Here is a 17,405-nt window from a genome sequence, read left to right as displayed (position 1 = left end):
GGTGATTGGAACGTAGGGCACTTGCTTTCCGGGCATGACTTGGTGAAAGATATTTATTCAAAGGTCTGCGTAACAACATGGCCGTTGGTTTAGGTTACGGTTTCCATGTTAAAGTGCCACGCTTCTCTACGATCGCGAAAAAAAATGGGCGGAGCTTTAAAGATACTGACCTGTTTGAACAGATTTTCTATCGGGTATTAATGATAGCTTCCGAAAGTAAGCGGCGACACGCTATTTTTGGCAAGAATTATGGAAGAAGCAGATCATCTGCGTCATAATGAAGATGCGAAACGTAAAGAAACGATAGAGCGTGTATTCGAAAGACGCAAAAGAAGTATTGTATGCGTTGGACTACTTTAAGGGAACTTAAAAAAATTTTCGCTGCAGGCTATTCTCGGTATCTGCTTCAAAACCAACAAAAAGGTTTCGGAATGAGACCATTCCGAAACCTTTTTGTTTTCCTTTGATAAAAGAAACGCTGCCTGATACTAATTTAGCAGGACGCTTGCTTATTCTACAATCTTTTTTTCGAATCGATTGATGTCCGAATCCGCTCCGATGACGATCAATATATCACCTTTATGTATTAAATCGCTTGCCTGTGGGGAGACATTTATTTCGTTCCCTCTTTTAATCGCGACGATATTCAGCCCATAGTGAGCGCGGATATCAAGATCAAATATCGAATTTCCATTCATCTTTTGGCTTGCAACAATTTCGACGATGGAATGTTCATCAGATAGCTCCAAATAATCGAGAATATTATTGGAGACGATATTATGTGCAATCCTTCTCCCCATATCTCGTTCGGGGTGCACAACGAAGTCGGCCCCGATTTTACGAAGAACCTTCTCATGATAATCATTTTGCGCTTTTACCGTAACATTTCCGACACCCAATTCCTTAAGCATGAGAGTCGTCAATATACTTGCTTGAATATTCTCGCCAATCGCTACGATTACGTGATCAAAATTACGAATTCCTATGTTTCTCAGCACATTTTCATCTGTCGTATCCCCTACTACGGCATGAGAAGCTATTTTGGCAAATTCATTCACTCGATCTTCGTCTGCATCAATGGCCAGCACTCCTAATCCCTCTTCAGCCAATGTCTTGACTATACTGCCGCCAAAACGGCCAAGTCCAATCACCGCAAATTCTTTTTTCACAATAAGCCCTCCAACATCATTCGTTCTCTCTTTAATGTTCCGTCCTGAAAAGCGTTTTTTAAGCTCTGTTTCCTTTAAACGTTATATAATCCGTCAAATGGTTAATCGCGAGTTCGATCGCACTCTCATCCGGACTCAACTTAGCATGGTGCAATCCGTATTCTGATGAAACCCCTAGCCAGAACATGAAACCTGGAATCTCCTTTAACATATATCCAAAATCTTCACCTGTCATCGCTTCAGTACAGCGATGCAAATGAACATCCGATGCCTTGTCTGTAAATTCCATGAATTCCCGGGTCAGCCTTTCTTCATTATACACCTGGTGATACATCGCACCATAGTCGATTTCTGCCAAGCACTCAAATCCAACTTGTATACCATCCACAAGCGCTTTAATTCTTGACTTGACCTTTACCATCGATTCGGGGTTAAGGGTTCGTATTGTGCCTTCTAGCCGCGCTGTCTCCGCAATAATATTTTGAACGGTTCCTCCAGTAATCTTCCCAACTGTAATGACAGCTGAATCAAGTGGATTTACATTCCGCGAAACGATGGTTTGCAGTTGCCCTACAAGCGAGCAGGCCGCGATGACCATGTCTTTTGTTTCATGTGGATAGGCTGCATGCCCTCCTTTACCTTTCAAATCGATGTACAATTCAGATGTATTGGCAAATAGAAGCCCTTCTTTAACGGCAATCGTTCCAACTTGATACTCTGGAGCAATATGTAAAGCAAGGATCATGTCAGGCTTCCATTTTTTCATGGTCTCCGATTTAAGCATCGGTTCCGCACCACCAGGGCCTTCTTCTGCCGGTTGGAAAATGAATAGCAAGTCATCATCGATTTGATTTTCGGCGAAATACGTCAATAATCCCAAACCGATGCTCATATGAAAATCATGGCCGCAGGCATGCATATGTTCCTCATGTTTGGATGCGAAGGGCAGCCCAGTTTCCTCTTTTATCGGCAGACCGTCTATATCTGCCCTATAGCCAATTATTTTCCGAGGGTTCCTTCCCTTCACTTTCACGAATATCCCCGTTCGCCAAGTTTCTATTTCTATTCGCTCAGAGGCAAGATTCGTTATGTAATTCAATAGATATTGCTGCGTCTTATATTCTTTAAATCCTATCTCCGGTATTTGATGCAAATCACGCCGGATCTCGGCAAAAGGATTTGTTTTCACATTATTCCCTCCTATACAGAAAGCGTGGATAATTATATCCACGCTTAAGGCAATATTCACTTAAGAAATTAAAGTTGGCGAAGTTCTTGCATGATCTCTGTTTTTGATTTAGTTTTTTCATCAATTTGTTTAATGACCTTCGCCGGGACACCAGCAGCCACTGAGTAAGGCGGAACGTCTTTCGTTACAATTGCACCAGCCGCTACAACTGAACCTTGACCGATTTTCACACCTTCAAGAACCACCGCATTAGCTCCGATTAAAACATCGTCTTCCAAAATGACCGGTTGTGCAGAAGGAGGCTCGATGACACCTGCTAATACTGCACCTGCACCAACGTGACAGTTTTTACCCACTGTTGCACGTCCGCCCAGTATTGCATTCATGTCAATCATTGTGCCTTCACCAATGACGGAGCCAATATTGATCGATGCTCCCATCATGATCACTGCATTGTCACCGATCGATACTTGGTCACGGATTATTGCTCCAGGCTCGATACGGGCTTTGATGCCTTTTAGGTCCAATAAAGGAATGGCAGAGTTACGGCGATCGTTTTCAACTACATAATCCTCGATTTTTGTCCCCGCTGCCTCGATTGCCTCTTCGACCTCAGACCACTCACCGAATACAACCCCTGTATTTCCTGTAATGAAGGTTTTAGAAGCTGGTCCAAAATCCATACCTTCTAAATCACCTTTGACATATACTTTTACTGGTGTCGATTTTTTACTATTTGAGATAAAAGAAATAATTTCATTTGCATCCATTTTATTCATTCCGGGTAAAACCTCCTAAATATGTATCATTACTCGTCTTAAATTTAACAGACAAATGCCGGCAAGACAAGTTGAATGTCACTCTTAAATATTATTCTGCCCTATTGACATTTTCGTCATCGGACTCATAACATTCCTTGTTGGCGAATATGCTCTTTTACCACTTCAGTGAATGCTTGGACTTGCTTTAACTGGAAAGCAGATTCATAGCCGCAAAGCCATGTATCCCGTTCGATTGAGTGATTATGCCCATCTAGAAGAGGGATTTTAAAAACATTCGTATCTTTATCATGTAAAGTGATGGCAGGCAGGATTGCATATCCAATGCCGTTAAATACCATTTGTTTGCATGTTTCGATTTGATCCACGACTATGGTGTTTTTGGGTGTCGTTTTAAATTGCCGGTGCCACCAGTCCTGAATTTCCTGGTAATAATTCGAATCGCTTTTAAACTGAATGAATGGCCGGTCCGTTTCAAACACTTGATTCAGTTCCTTCATTTCAGTATCCACCAAATAAAGCATATCTGTAAATAAATGCTGTTTAACCCCTTTCCAATCCGGGGCTCCCCTTATAATTCCAATATGTACTTGTCCTTCATACAAAGACTTTAAAATCTCACTGCTCCAGCCAGTGATTAATGAAATTTTGGCATAGGGATATTTTTGGACGAATTTTTTTAATACTTGCGGAAGCCAATTTTGGCCGACAATCGAGGCACAGGCTATTTTCAAAGTACCATATACTTCATGATCCATAGCTTGGATACTTTCCCTGACCTTTTCTTCTTTTTCTATTACCTCATTGGCCAAACGGATTACCGCTTCCCCTGCAGGCGTCAGAGACAGCCCTTTTTGTGAACGCAGAAACAGTTTCGATCCCCAATCCTTTTCTATTGATTGTAAACGCTGTGATAAAGCCGGCTGGGAAACGAACAACCGCTCAGCTGCTTTTCTCATATTCATTTCCTGAGCAAGTACAGATAATAAATGAAATTCTGAAAACGACATACACACCAACCTCTTGATAATTAATTCTTATCATGCTGACTTAATTTATTTACATTTAATTATCAACAAAGTCCGCATATATTACAAGGGAAAAGAAATGGAGTGAATATCCTTTTACGATCATATTATTGCTGGTCATCAGTTTTGCAGCATTCAATGCAGGCACATCGACAGCTGAAATTCAACATACGGTCTCGATCGCATGATTGATTCCATTGATCATCCGAGTCGCATTTCCCTTCCACTTAAAGGCAAGCTCCAATTATGAGTCTGCCTTATTCTCATATGCCTTCTTATTCTTTCTTAGTCTTGTAAGTAACATGAAACTGATTACTGAGAAGACTAGAACAATGAGATAAATCGTTTGTAAAGACAATGTAAGTCCTTCCTGCAAAACTTTTACCACATTTTCAGGAAGCTTCGTACGTTCTTCACTGTTCAACAGTTTATTTGCCGTATCTATCGTCACTCCCGAACCGGATGGTGCATGCTCGTTTAAATAGGCTTGAAGTCTCGTATTCATGATTCCTCCAAGTAATGCTGCACCTACCGTATTTCCTAAATTACGCATGAACATATTAGAAGCTGTCGCAATCCCCCTGCGTTCCCAGCTGACTGTTTTTTGAATGACGACAATGAATGAGGTAGAAGTCAAACCCATCCCTACACCGACAAAGAAGGATCCCATGGCAGCAATAAGGGGCCCTGCTTCTGGCTTCATCCATACTAGGATCAAACTCCCAAGGATCAGCGAGCACCCTCCAAGGAGGGAGGTCGCTTTGAAGCCTATTTTCATCAATAACTTGCTTGATACCATTGAAGCGATCGGCCAGCCAATTGACATGGCTGTCAATGTAAACCCAGCTACCGTAGGAGAGCGTTCCATCACACCCTGAACGAATGTTGGGAGGAAACTTGATAATCCTATCATCATCACCCCTGTCGTCAGAGATACAAGATTCGCAATCAAGATGGAGCGCTCCTGCCAGATTTCAAATGGCATCATCGGTTCGGTTGCTTTCATTTCCTGAAGAATGAATAAGATAAAGGTGATTATGGCCACTAATGCCAGGGAAATGACTGGAGCTGAAGCCCATGACCATTTTACTCCCCCTTCTACGAGTATCACCATAAGAGTGGATATGGATAACGTCAATAGGGTTGCACCAAGGTAATCGATATCACGTTTTTTCTTTTCAATTTTTTCATGAAGGAAAAACCAAATCCCTATAAAAGATAGTAAGCCCAGAGGAATATTAACCCAAAATACAAGCTTCCAAGTCAGGGATTCAACGAGCATGCCGCCCAAAGCCGGCCCCATTACCGCTGAAATGCCCCAAACGCTCGATAGATACCCTTGAACGCGTGCCCTCTCCTCATTTTTATAGATATCACCAACAATCGTTGAAGCTACTGGAGCTACAGCCCCTGCCCCAAAACCTTGTACAAAGCGATAAATGATGAGTTCCGTCATGGAATTGGCAAAGCCGCAAAGAAGGGAGCCAATTAAGAAAACAACGATCCCAAATAATAAGACAGGTTTTCTACCGAGAATATCTGAGAGCTTTCCATATATCAAGACTGTCACAGCGTTCATTAACAAATAGCCTGAAAACACCCAGCTGTAAAGTGAAAAACCACCTAAATCGCTTACAATGGCTGGCATAGCCGTCGAAACGATCGTTCCTTCAATAGCATTCATAAACATAGCCAACATGATGGCACCTAAAACGAAGGGACGTTTCAATTTTTTATTCTGCACTTTTGCACTATCCACTGCTTGGCCCAATTTCCGCCATCCTTTCCTAATAAGTAATAACTGTTTTTAGATTTTACCATCAACTGGTACAAATATGTAAAAAACAAGAAAACTCGCCAACTGGCGAGTCTTAAGGTTAACCATATTCAGCCTTACATTTTTATTCAGCTGTATTTTGTTTAAATACTTTTTTCAAGATTGCTCTTCTAGTTAAGATACCTTCAAATACATGTTCGTCATTCTCTACACAGACAAACGGATGATCGATTAACAATTCCACACCCTTTGTCAAAGTATCTTCAATATGCAGGCGAGGTATTTCTATATTCATTATTTCAGAAACTTTTTTATTCTCAAGATTATCGAATTCAATTCGTTCCAGTCCCAAAATTGAATCAAGAATGACCGGTGTGCTGATTAAGCCATGCAGTTTATACATCGGATCTAACACAGGAATGGCCGTATAACCGCTCTTTGTTAATACCAAAAGTGCATGTTCTAAATTATTGGTTACCTGCACGTGGGCCACGCGTTCAGAAGAAATCATTAAGTCTTTAACGCTGGATTCCAATAAATCCCCATCATGAGTACCGATCATGTTAAAACCCCTTACCATATGTTTTTATATACAGCTCTTTCATCAGTTTAACATATGTAAGCAGAAAAGGCTCATTCCTAGATCAATAAAATCCCAAACTGTGGGATTTTGACAAAGCTCCTTACCCCTTACTAGTTTTAATGTTAACCTGTTTAAAACCGCATTCCGGGCATTGATAAATCACATTTTGGTTTGATTGTGCCGTTAATACATTTTCCATTTCCCTTTCTTCTCCGCAAACAGGACAAATTACCATTGGATTTTTCATTTTTATCCCTCCAATTAATAAGATGTCGTAAAAATCACTTCTTCATTCAAAAAGTAATAATTGAACGGTTTCATGCACAATAAAAAAAGCCGCTTCCATGGGAAGGCGACTTTTAATGATTTTTTAAGATTGAAGAAGATCAAAGATTTCAATGGTAATCATATCAATATTATCGAATTGATATTTTGCTGATTTCCCTTTATCACTGTATACTTCAAGCTCGAACATTTCTGTTTTGCTGAAATATGTAACCTGGCACTTTTTCACACCATCTATTTCAAAAAAACGTTGAGCAGATTCAGATTCCTTCGCTTGCTCTTGAAGACTTTTCAATCTGGTAAGAATGCCCTGTAATTGAGACATACTCCCTCTCCTTTCTGAATAAAACCTTTTCGATAGGTTTCACTATACCATACTTTTCTATCCAGTAGCCACGCTGAAATAAATTCAGAATAATTTAAAACTTCATTCTTTACATGGTACTATTAACAGAATAAAATAAGGAATGGATTTTGTACATGAAAAATTTTCTGGAGGTAGATTCTATTGCAAAACATTAGTGAACTTGGTTATCGCATTTCATTGATTGATGGTTTTGATTTGAATAGAAGAAATCGAACAGGAACATATGTAATTGCCGATACAGACATCACTTTAGTCGAAACTTCCGCCAGCCCTTCCATCCCCCATTTAATGAAGGGTCTTGAAGATCTGGGAATCTCCCCTTTGGATATTACATATATCATTCTTACCCATATACATTTGGACCATGCAGGTGGAGCGGGACTTTTTTTACAGCATTGTCCAAACGCCAAAGTGATCGTCCATCCAAAAGGTGCACGGCATCTAGAAGACCCAACACGTTTGATCGCTGGGGCTAAAGCTGTCTATGGTGAAGAATTCAATGAGCTTTTCAATCCGATTTTACCTATTCCATTTGATAGAATGCTGACTATACATGATAGAGAAGCCCTAAAGACCAGTGATAATTCCTCCTTGACCTTTTATGACACCCCAGGGCATGCAAACCATCATTTAAGCATTTTCGATTCCGTATCAAAAGGCATGTTTTCAGGTGACACAGTTGGCATTTTTTATCGTGAACTTGATGAAGAAGGTTTGGAATTTTATTTACCATCCACATCACCAAACCAATTTAATCCCGATGCGATGCTTGCTGCAGCGGAATTGTACGAAAGCATCGGCGTCGAGCGTATATATTTTGGTCATTACGGGGTATCGGAAAACCCTAAGGAAGTATATAAACAACTTCATTATTGGCTGCCCAAATTTGTGGAGACTGCCAAATCGGCATATAGGGAATATGATAGCTTTGAGGAACAAGTAGCGGCAACCAGTAAAAATATTTTCACGGAAGTCGCGGTTCATTTAGGTGAAAAAGGAATCATTACTGATCATCCCGTTTTTGAAATCATCGCCATGGACGTAAATGTTTGTTCCATGGGGCTGATAGACTATCTTATAAAACAGGAAAAGGTTAAGTAAAAAGGTTCCTTCAAGGTTTTTCCCTATTCAAATGTCCTGCGATTCTCTATAATGAATAAGTACATCTTACATATAGAATACATGGAGGAATGAAATGAAAGACGTAACGCTTTATACCCAACCTGATTGCCCTCCCTGCAAAATCATGAAAATGTTCTTTGATGATAATAATGTCGTATACAAAGAAAAGGATATTAATGCAGATGGACATGCACGTAAAGAACTAACGAATAAATATGGCGCCTATTCCACGCCCACGGTCGTCATCGATGGGAAAGCCATTATCGGTTTTGAACTGGACGAAATAAAAAAAGAACTGAATATATAGCAAAAAGTCTAGAGAAGGCTGCCCTCCTCTAGACTTTTTCAGGCTCCATATTTTTCAGATGAAGGAAGACTTTCCTTTTGAATACTTCATCTCATTTTTTCGCTTTCATACTTTACGTCCATTACCTTCCAAACGTCATTCTCCTTTTTCAATGTAACTGATTCAACATGTTTTTCCATCGATACCGGTCCGTCCCCAGTGCCCTTGAATTCCTCCTGAACATAAATGACATCACCGTTTTTCCCATATACAATTTCCGTATTCTTGTCATAACTGAAAAAAGGGATATAATACGGAGCGAAATCTGATCCAAATGTGGTATAACCGCCATCGACTTTCACTACATTCGCTTGGACAAACTTCTTGATGAAATCACCTGTGAAATGTTTATCCAGCTTCCCTTCAATCGCTTCCTTAGTACGTACTTCCTCACTGATCGAGCCTTGGTTCTCCATGGCATCTTGTACTAAAGATAGTACTTCCTCTCTATGTAAGCCCTCCGCTGAAGCTGTTAACCCTCCTCCTAAAAAAAGAAGGACACTGGCAAGACATGCAACTAGATATTTCCTCATTACAATCATCTCCTAGTTATAGAATTTCTCCTAATGGTTCTGATTTTTGCCTATGCCTTTCAATACCCGTCAAAATCAAAGCCAAACTACAAAATCAAATTCTCCGGGATACCTTGATACCATTGCCCATTCCTTCACAATAAAAAAAGAAGATTTCATGAAATCGAAATCTCCCTCTTACAATTATTGAAAAGCATAGTAAAAAATAAAACCGGCAACCAAAACCGTCCCGACAAAAAGGGAAACGAATACTGGGTTCTTTAAATACGGATGTTCTTTAACCGAATCATCAATAGTCGAATCATATCTGGCTTTCACTTTCTGTGCCCTTGCTACAGAATAAGTATAAAAGAGCAGATATAACGCCATGACTGTAACGACTATGATTAAAATCCAGATGTACGTGCTCAAAATATGTCTCCTCCAAGTGCATCATTTCTGCTTATCGTTACACACTTCAAGCGATTATATACATGAACCGTTTTTCTATAAAAGGGCTTCATTTTCATATAAATAACTATAAGAAAGATCAAAGAAAATATATTCCTTATCATTCAGGGGATATGAAAAGGTCCGGATGGTTTCTCCCGTTTCGATATCACTGTATAAATCGGATAAAATTCCTTTCTTCTCATTACGCATCTTTACGATGTTTTCGAGAAAATAAGGTCTCCAGCTCCAATTTTTATTCATATATTTGGGTTGTACTAACCATTGCCCGTCCTTATGGAGGATATTGGGTGATTTTTGATACCCCTCTTCATCACAAATATAAAGCCGAAAACATATGTAATCCAATTTTTTCGCCAAACTACGAAGAAAATCTTCATGGGAGCCAACTCGCTTTTGCTGTTTTAAGAAGCCTTGCATATTTTCGTTGAATTGCGAAGTCTTTTGATAAACGGCTTCAAGCTTCTTGGTCTCAAGTGAAATGAAGGACTGACATTCTTGATGGAATTTTTCACGCAGTAAATCCTTATTGATGAACTCACCTTCCGGTTTCGCCAAAAAATACCCTTGATAATATCGTCCACCGTTTTTCCATGCAAAGCGAAGCTGGTATTCAGACTCAATGTTCTCAAATAGTAGATTGGCGCCTATTTTTCGCGCAAGCATGCTTAGAGAAAACAGTATGACCTGATAGGCATCTCCACCTGATATGCGAAGCTGGTCCAGGTTAACTTTTAAAATATTAGGAGAAATTTGTGCAATTCGGTCCAATTGCGTGTCTTGTCCTAAATGATCGAGAGCTATCTTAATCCCATATGTTTTAAAATAAGCGAGCACATGCTGCAAAGGGTCTAAGTTTTCCGGACTGATCGTGTCTGATAATTCCAGCACAATCCGGTGCATTTCCTCCGGTTGAAAATGACGATGTAAAATCTCCATGAATTCTTCGCCATGATCCAGCATAAGCAAATTTGGATCTCTGTTAATAAAGATAAGAAAATCTTCACCATAGTCTTTTATTCTTTCCAAGGCTATTTCAAGAACGTAATTATCCACTTCCACCCTATACTCTTCCGGCACTGCAGAATCGTGAAAAAAAGAGCCAAGGCTTTTATATTCTGATTGTTCCTCATAGCGCCCTAAAATTTCATATCCGATTACCTGATGTTGATCTGCACTGAAAATCGGTTGAAAGAATGGTGTCACCCTGTCTAAATTCTTCAATATTTTTTCTGTATCCATGATGCATCTTCCCCCTAATTACGAAACACCAATATGCAAAAATTATACCATTAGTTTCTAGAATTGATAATATTTAATTTTAATTCCTACAACATAACTCTTTTTTCAGTCATGACTTTTGAATGAAACTAAACGATTCTTCGTCGAAAAGGCATTGTTCATAAATCGAACAATGCCTTAATGCCTAATTAAAAAGGGAAGAACCATGGGATGGTGATCACCATGATAACGCCAATGAAGATCTGTATGGATATCCCGATCACGATAAAGTCCTTATACTTGTAATCACCTGCTGTCATGACAAGCGCATTTGTAGTGGCAACCCTAGGCGTGGATAACGCCAAACTGCCTGCAACTGCAAGGCATAAAAATACAGGAAGAGGATCGATTCCTTGATTCACTGCAGACGTCAGGGCAATGGGCGTCATGATTACCGTCGCTGCTCCATACGGGATGAATTGGCTTAGGATAAGTGTCAGGAGGTAAAAGAAAGCTAATATGCCATGTGCCCCGATATTACTGAATAGAACGGCCAGCCAATCACTTATCATTCTTACTCCACCCGTATTATCCAATGCTGCCGTTATTCCGTACATGGCGGCGATCAATAGAACAGGTTCCCAGTTAATCTTTTGGTAAGCATCTTCCATCGAACGGACACAGCCAGTGATTACCATCAACAATGCGGCCGTCAATACTGATAGCACAGCAGGGATTGACTCCATCGATAAAAGAATGACCATCAATGCAGTGATGCCCAAGGCAATCCATGTTTTACCTTTGGAGTTGACCGGAGAGCCATCTTCCGAAGTACTGCCAATAACGATGACATCCTGTAAATCCGAGGATATCCTCTCAATGTTCTCCCATTCTCCATGTATCAGGATTGCATCCCCCGGTTTCAGACGTTCCGTACCGACATCCGCTTGAATATATTCACCATTCCGATTGATTGCCAGCACATTACATTGGTATTTCTCACGAAAATGCACATCTATCAAGGTCTGGTTTTCATAATCCGAATTCGGAACGATCAATATTTCCGTCAATCCAAATCTACTGCTTAGAAAATGTTTTTTTATTTGTTCGGTATTGAAATGCTTAAACTCCAGTTCATAGTTAAGTGCCAATCTCTCAACTGCTTCTTCTTCCCCAAACACCAAAATGATATCTTCAGGATGAAGAACTTCATCCGCTCTGGCTGGAATCGTCAGCTGTCTTTGCAACAGCGGCAATTGCTTATCCTTTGGCTTCCGCTGAATTTCAATCAAAGTCAATTCATACTGGATAGGAAGCTGAAGGTCTGACAGCCTTTCCCCAACAATATCGGAAGTAGCGGGTATATGCAGATAATGCAATCGGTCATACACTTTGTACATGCCGGCAAGCTCCCCTGCTGACAGTCCCTTGACACTATTGTTCGCGGCAATCGTTTTCTCGGGTAGTAACAGGCGCCCAAGTGTCAACATGAACAATAATCCTGCTGCAAAAGCGATTAAGCCCACTGGTGTTAAGTCAAAAAATGATAATGTTCCTATTCCGTTTTGCCGTAATACATCAGCAACGACCATATTGGAGGGTGTACCGGTAAGTGTTAATAGTCCGCCAATACTGCTTGCATAGGCAAGGGGCAATAAATACCTTGTCGGACTTGTTTTTTGTTGTAAAGCCATGCTCATAACGAGCGGAAGCAGTATGGAAACAATGCCCGTTCCACTTAAAAACGCACTTAATATTCCAGCTGTAAGCATGACGATAAGCAGCGATTTCCATTCACTGCCCCCGCATAAACCTAACAACTTATTTCCTGCCTTTTCCACGATTCCTGTATTTAAAAGGCCGGCACCGACGATAAATAGCCCAGCCAGCATGATCACCGCTTGATTCGCAAACCCGGCCACTAGCTCATCCAATGTAAGTATCCCCAGTAAACCAAGTATGGAAAGTCCACTAAGTGCAATTAAATCTGCGCGGAATTTTCCTTGTATAAAAAGCGCAATGGCGCATAGAAGTATAATCAGTGTAATAAACATTGGTTCGGTCATCATGTTACCTCCGTATAGATGTTCAATTTCAAACCGGATACAGTTTCATTAAACCCCAGTTTACATGTTTTTCATGTGCGTACAGAAGATATTTTCTTCATTTTATGAATATTGTTTGTTAGTATGAGGAAGTAACATTTTTATATTAGATAGGTTGATTAATTTGAATAAACCCATATCCAGAAGAACATTTTTAAAAAAAAGCCTTGGTACATTGGCTACCTTAACCGGTTTAGGTATTGGCGGCAGCTATTATGCCCATAATTTGGAGCCGAAATGGTTAGAAACCAAGCATAAAATCATTCGACATCCCCTTATCCCTGAAGGTTTCCATGGCATGAAAATGGTCCAATTCAGTGATACTCATTTAGGTTTTCAATTTCAGCTTAAAGATTTACAAGCAATTGTCAATAAGATAAACCAACTCGACCCGGATGTTATTTTATTTACCGGAGATTTAATGGACCAGCCTAATAAATACAAGGCTCAACAGAAAATCCCTCCTGTTTTGAATCAGCTCAAAGCGCCGCTTGGAAAATTCAGCATCTATGGCAACCATGATCATGGGGGATATGGCTCGGAAATTTACAGCGATATCATGAACAAATCTCATTTTACCATGCTGCAAAATACCTCGACTAAGATTACCTTATTAACGGCAGAAGAAATATTCATTGCCGGGGTTGATGATGCTATGCTTGGAAAACCGGATTTTGAAAAAGCCCTTTCAGGCATTCCAGAAGAAGTGTTCACCATTATGCTTTCGCATGCTCCTGACCTTGCCGACATATCAAGGACTTACGACATCCAATATCAAATAAGCGGTCACAGTCATGGGGGCCAAGTACAAATTCCCTTTGCCGGAGCCCTTGTAACTCCCCCATACGCTGAAAAGTACCGAGAAGGCACGTATGAAATCGATTCGTTAACGTTACATGTTAATAGAGGGCTTGGCACTACCCGACTCCCTTATCGTTTTCTTTCGCGTCCTGAGTTGACGGTTTACGAATTCCAGGCCGAAAAATGATAAGAAAAAAACACAGGGGAAAACCGCCAGACTTATTAACAAAACCTGTGCGACTAAAACAACTTGTTCCATAAATCATTTGTAATGTATTCTTATGAATTATAGCATTAGATGTATATCTGAGAAAACCAGGTTTTTTTTACCAGCAACATAGGTAAGCGGCATAAAATCATAACATGCTTAAGTAGCCACACAGGAAAGTTCCGATACAACCTATAACCGACACCGTTATATAGATAAGACCATCTATATAACGGTGTTTTCTAATAAGTTCTAGTGTTTCCATACTGAATGTGGAAAAGGTCGTAAAAGCTCCTAAGAAACCTATTGTAATGAAAACTTGTAAAGATAAAGCCCAGCTTTCTTTCTGTGGAAATGCCATTCCTAAACCGAAAGATCCTATAAGGTTAATCAGTAAAATACTAATGGGTATTGAGCCACCTGGCAATAGCCTATTAAAAATAATCTGTAAGACATATCTAGAGGATGCTCCAAAAAAGCCTCCTATAAAAACTGAAAAAACTTCTATCATAAGGTCTCACCTCTCCTTATATTAGAAAGGCACAGTCCGAGGAAACCGGCGACCAAACCAAATAAAAGCGTGGACACAAGATACAGTCCTGCAAATGGCAGAGAAGTCTGTAATAGATTCACCATTTCTTGGGAAAACGTGGACATCGTGGTGAAACCGCCGCAAAACCCGCTTCCCAGAGCCAAAAAAACATACGATTTCTTTTTTGAGGCGAAATAGCCACTTATCATACCAAGTAAAAAGCTGCCTACTATATTTATTAAGAGGGTTCCAAACGGGAAGAAGGAATGGGCAGTGGTCAAGATTACGCAATACCGCAATAACGCTCCCGCTGCTCCGCCGAAACCGACGGCAATAAAGCTTTTTAACCGATCCATTACAGTCACCCCAAATTTTTCTCACAAGTAGATTCATTATAACAGATTAAGATGAAACAGGCTCTTTTCTAAAAAAAATCCATACTATGTAAAGAATTAGAGAAAAGGAGGCTAATTATGCAAGTACAGCATTTTCCTTACTACCACTATCCACAAACCATGATGCTACAGAACGAATACAGAAATGCATATGGGAATGAATATGGACCTGAATATTGGAATGACGAGCGCTTCTTTCCTTTCTTTCCTCTATTGGCGCCTGTAGCTTTTGTTGCAGGATTGGCAATTGGACCGTTGCTATTCAATAACCGTCCACCAGTCTACGCTCCATATCCTCCCCCATTTCCACCCGCTTACCCTCCTTATCCTGCTTATCCTGCTTACCCTGCTTATCAAGGTTTTCAGGGCTACCAGCAACAACAATTCGGCGCACAGGCTGGAGTATCCGAAAATATCAATATATACACTAGATAAGGATTGGACAGAAGGCGTCATTAAACGCCTTCTTTTTCTTAGCTTAAAAGGCATCCGATTGAATTTTACTTCCTTATATATTTTGAAGTGGTATAATATGAAATGCATAGATGGTAAAGTGTTGGGAAATGATTGTCATAGCCTAGAGATGTACATGCATTAATTTTTAACTATTTCTTGCCTTATTGGCACACGTCTATATTTCACCCATTATAAAAACAGGTTTTTATTGAAGGAGTCTGCAATGCCCTTCTAACCTTATTAAGAAAAGGAGTTTCCATAATGAACCAAACGAAAGGACATTCTGAAAGGGATGAGTTTTCGATTAACTCCCTTGCCCAAGCCGTGTTTATTGTTAATAAGCACGCAAAAACTGCGTTGGAGCCTAAAAATTTATATAATTTGAAACGGCTCGCATTAAGCAAGCTTATGCAAGAAGGAAAAGCGAAGAAGATTGGACTTCATTTCTCTGATAACCCTCGCTTTGCAGCACAACAATCCGACGTGATTGTCGAATGCGGATCATATGTTTTTCATCTGCCTCCCACTAAGGAAGATTTGAAAAAACTACCCCACCTCGGCAGCCGGGCAGCATCCATACGTAATCCTAAAGCTGCGTTGTCATTATCCAAGGCCAAACAAATCCTGCAATCTTACGTTGGACAAGCAGGTGAAAAACAACCGACCCCAACCAATACCGAGAAAAGGGCTTACGGGCGTGGGTCGGTCAAGCAACCTTTTCACAACCCATTCCCATCCTCCTTTTTAGGAAAAGGTTCCAAGTATTAAGTATGAATTCCGGATAAATCAAACGGGCCGTGAGGTAATGCCTCATCGGCCCGTTTTCACATTTATAATATAAACCTGTCTATCAATTTTATTAGCTCAGCAATTTCGGGTTTGCTGATTTGGGCGTCAGCCCCTACGACCTGCCCTTTATGACGCAGGCTGTCCGTAATCAAGGAAGAGAAAATAATCACCGGCAATAATGCGAGTTCACCGCTTTCCTTTATTCTTTTAGTCAAATGATGACCATCCATTTGGGGCATCTCAATATCGGTAATCACAAGTTGCACTTCTTTTTCGACCACTTTTCCTGAATCAATCAAATTCTCCAGATAATTAATTGCATCAAGTCCATTTTCATAAAACTCCAAGTACTTGAATCCTGCTTCCGACAATGTATCAAAAAGCAGCTTTCTCAGTAATGGAGAATCTTCTGCAATCAGGATTTTCTTATCTGAGTTTTGTCGGCTACCGAGCTTTTTAACCTGCTGGATGTTTATTCCCGATTCCGGATTGATTTCGACCACTATTTTTTCAAAATCGAGTAACAGTAACATTTCGCTTTTTAATTTTATTACTCCGATAATCTGACTTTCAAGCCCTTGATACATATCCGAAGGCTTCTCTATTTGAGACCAGGAAATACGATGGACCTGCGTTACTGTATGAACATGGAAAACCACTTTTTGCTGATTGAATTCAGCGACTATGAATTTATCCTGCTCAGGAGTTTCAGATGGCGGAAATCCTAAAGCTCCGCTACATTCACAACCGGCAGGACTTCTTCGCGAAGCTCAATGATCCCCTCCACATTTGGATGGGAATGAGGTACAAGCGTGATAGGAACAGGATTAATGATTTCTTTCACCTTAATTACGTTAATGCCGAATTTATTCTTACCGATGCCGAATTCCACTATCTCCAGCTCATTTGTACCACTTTCCAGTAATATCCCTTTATTAGTTTCCATTTCATCTCGCCCTTCTCTTACTTTTTATAATTCCCTAAATCTTTTAAACAGCATAAAAATCCTGCTTGTCAGTTACATGGACCTATCATGTTTTTTTATTATCAACACATACCTAATAATTCGGTTAATTTTGTCTTTTGTTTAGCGCAATGATAAAAAAGGATCAAGATGTGTTTATCTATTAAGGCCAAACAAAAAAGGGACCCATACAGGGGCTGTTGACAAAATGGGGGAGAGCTTTTGCTCCTTCCCCATTTTGATTTTTATCGTTAATTGCTTGTTTATTTATTATTTTTCTTCCTTTTTTTGTAGCTAGTTCATTAC

At 40.1% G+C, this 17,405-nt stretch carries 19 protein-coding genes and 1 pseudogene; 5 read left to right on the top strand and 15 right to left on the bottom strand.

The window, feature by feature from the left end; translation table 11 throughout:
* Positions 1-509: 509 nt before the first annotated feature.
* The 8 genes from ACFX4L_RS08925 to ACFX4L_RS08890 all read right to left on the bottom strand — a co-directional run bounded on the left by ACFX4L_RS08925 (position 510) and on the right by ACFX4L_RS08890 (position 7,135).
* The gene (locus ACFX4L_RS08925; protein ID WP_089362376.1) at positions 510-1,169 is read right to left on the bottom strand and encodes a potassium channel family protein; all 660 of its coding nucleotides are present in this window, start codon (positions 1,167-1,169) and stop codon (positions 510-512) included.
* A 58-nt stretch (positions 1,170-1,227) separates the two neighbouring features.
* Positions 1,228-2,358: an N-acetyldiaminopimelate deacetylase gene (locus ACFX4L_RS08920; RefSeq protein WP_284471346.1), complete on the bottom strand. Its 1,131-nt coding sequence runs from the start codon at positions 2,356-2,358 to the stop codon at positions 1,228-1,230.
* 68 nt (positions 2,359-2,426) lie between these two features.
* On the bottom strand, positions 2,427-3,137 hold the full coding sequence (gene dapD / locus ACFX4L_RS08915; RefSeq protein WP_377382645.1) for a 2,3,4,5-tetrahydropyridine-2,6-dicarboxylate N-acetyltransferase: 711 nt from the start codon (positions 3,135-3,137) through the stop codon (positions 2,427-2,429).
* Positions 3,138-3,262: 125 nt separating this feature from the next.
* Positions 3,263-4,147 carry a transcriptional regulator CcpC gene (locus ACFX4L_RS08910; RefSeq protein ID WP_061462256.1) on the bottom strand — a complete coding sequence of 295 codons (885 nt, stop codon included), beginning with the start codon at positions 4,145-4,147 and terminating at the stop codon, positions 3,263-3,265.
* Positions 4,148-4,409: 262 nt separating this feature from the next.
* Positions 4,410-5,936 (bottom strand): MDR family MFS transporter, encoded by a 1,527-nt coding sequence (locus ACFX4L_RS08905; RefSeq protein ID WP_377404823.1) that lies wholly within the window; start codon positions 5,934-5,936, stop codon positions 4,410-4,412.
* Positions 5,937-6,066: 130 nt separating this feature from the next.
* Positions 6,067-6,504: a cyclic-di-AMP-binding protein CbpB gene (gene cbpB, locus ACFX4L_RS08900; RefSeq protein ID WP_061462254.1), complete on the bottom strand. Its 438-nt coding sequence runs from the start codon at positions 6,502-6,504 to the stop codon at positions 6,067-6,069.
* A 121-nt stretch (positions 6,505-6,625) separates the two neighbouring features.
* The gene (locus tag ACFX4L_RS08895; protein WP_089362373.1) at positions 6,626-6,772 is read right to left on the bottom strand and encodes a hypothetical protein; all 147 of its coding nucleotides are present in this window, start codon (positions 6,770-6,772) and stop codon (positions 6,626-6,628) included.
* Between the two features lie 123 nt (positions 6,773-6,895).
* Entirely contained in the window at positions 6,896-7,135 is a 240-nt protein-coding gene (locus tag ACFX4L_RS08890; RefSeq protein ID WP_061462253.1) for a YkuJ family protein, read from the bottom strand.
* Positions 7,136-7,318: 183 nt separating this feature from the next.
* Between ACFX4L_RS08890 and ACFX4L_RS08885 the strand changes: the two genes are divergently transcribed.
* Both ACFX4L_RS08885 and ACFX4L_RS08880 read left to right on the top strand, forming a co-directional pair.
* The gene (locus ACFX4L_RS08885; RefSeq protein ID WP_377382641.1) at positions 7,319-8,278 is read left to right on the top strand and encodes an MBL fold metallo-hydrolase; all 960 of its coding nucleotides are present in this window, start codon (positions 7,319-7,321) and stop codon (positions 8,276-8,278) included.
* Positions 8,279-8,372: 94 nt separating this feature from the next.
* Positions 8,373-8,606, top strand: coding sequence for a glutaredoxin family protein (locus ACFX4L_RS08880; protein ID WP_284471350.1), 234 nt, complete (start codon positions 8,373-8,375; stop codon positions 8,604-8,606).
* An 86-nt stretch (positions 8,607-8,692) separates the two neighbouring features.
* Here ACFX4L_RS08880 and ACFX4L_RS08875 read toward each other — a convergent pair whose 3' ends face one another.
* The 4 genes from ACFX4L_RS08875 to ACFX4L_RS08860 form a co-directional block, all read right to left on the bottom strand.
* Positions 8,693-9,178 (bottom strand): DUF3993 domain-containing protein, encoded by a 486-nt coding sequence (locus ACFX4L_RS08875; RefSeq protein WP_284471351.1) that lies wholly within the window; start codon positions 9,176-9,178, stop codon positions 8,693-8,695.
* A 183-nt stretch (positions 9,179-9,361) separates the two neighbouring features.
* Positions 9,362-9,589: a hypothetical protein gene (locus ACFX4L_RS08870; protein WP_284471352.1), complete on the bottom strand. Its 228-nt coding sequence runs from the start codon at positions 9,587-9,589 to the stop codon at positions 9,362-9,364.
* A gap of 75 nt (positions 9,590-9,664) precedes the next feature.
* Complete coding sequence (locus ACFX4L_RS08865; protein WP_284471353.1) at positions 9,665-10,870, bottom strand: EAL domain-containing protein; 1,206 nt, start codon at positions 10,868-10,870, stop codon at positions 9,665-9,667.
* Between the two features lie 188 nt (positions 10,871-11,058).
* Positions 11,059-12,915 carry an SLC13 family permease gene (locus ACFX4L_RS08860; protein WP_377404820.1) on the bottom strand — a complete coding sequence of 619 codons (1,857 nt, stop codon included), beginning with the start codon at positions 12,913-12,915 and terminating at the stop codon, positions 11,059-11,061.
* 163 nt (positions 12,916-13,078) lie between these two features.
* Here ACFX4L_RS08860 and ACFX4L_RS08855 point away from each other — a divergent pair, with 163 nt between their 5' ends.
* Positions 13,079-13,942, top strand: a complete 864-nt coding sequence (locus ACFX4L_RS08855; protein ID WP_061462246.1) for a metallophosphoesterase — start codon at positions 13,079-13,081, stop codon at positions 13,940-13,942.
* Positions 13,943-14,111: 169 nt separating this feature from the next.
* Here the strand turns inward: ACFX4L_RS08855 and crcB are convergent, their stop codons facing one another.
* Positions 14,112-14,474, bottom strand: coding sequence for a fluoride efflux transporter CrcB (gene crcB, locus ACFX4L_RS08850; RefSeq protein ID WP_284471355.1), 363 nt, complete (start codon positions 14,472-14,474; stop codon positions 14,112-14,114).
* On the bottom strand, positions 14,471-14,851 hold the full coding sequence (locus tag ACFX4L_RS08845; protein ID WP_061462244.1) for a fluoride efflux transporter FluC: 381 nt from the start codon (positions 14,849-14,851) through the stop codon (positions 14,471-14,473). Before ACFX4L_RS08845 ends, crcB begins: the two co-directional genes overlap by 4 nt.
* A gap of 117 nt (positions 14,852-14,968) precedes the next feature.
* Here ACFX4L_RS08845 and ACFX4L_RS08840 point away from each other — a divergent pair, with 117 nt between their 5' ends.
* Both ACFX4L_RS08840 and ACFX4L_RS08835 read left to right on the top strand, forming a co-directional pair.
* Positions 14,969-15,325: a hypothetical protein gene (locus ACFX4L_RS08840; protein ID WP_318680489.1), complete on the top strand. Its 357-nt coding sequence runs from the start codon at positions 14,969-14,971 to the stop codon at positions 15,323-15,325.
* A 282-nt stretch (positions 15,326-15,607) separates the two neighbouring features.
* Entirely contained in the window at positions 15,608-16,114 is a 507-nt protein-coding gene (locus ACFX4L_RS08835) for a YkyB family protein (protein WP_061462243.1), read from the top strand.
* Positions 16,115-16,176: 62 nt separating this feature from the next.
* Here the strand turns inward: ACFX4L_RS08835 and ACFX4L_RS08830 are convergent.
* A pseudogene (locus ACFX4L_RS08830) lies at positions 16,177-17,081 on the bottom strand (chemotaxis protein).
* Positions 17,082-17,405: the final 324 nt, after the last annotated feature.

The sequence above is a fragment of the Peribacillus sp. YIM B13482 genome, assembly GCF_042787975.1.
GTDB lineage: Bacteria > Bacillota > Bacilli > Bacillales > DSM-1321 > Peribacillus > Peribacillus simplex_A.
The sequence above is the reverse complement of the archived record's forward strand: the minus strand, read 5'-3'. Positions and strand labels throughout refer to the sequence as shown.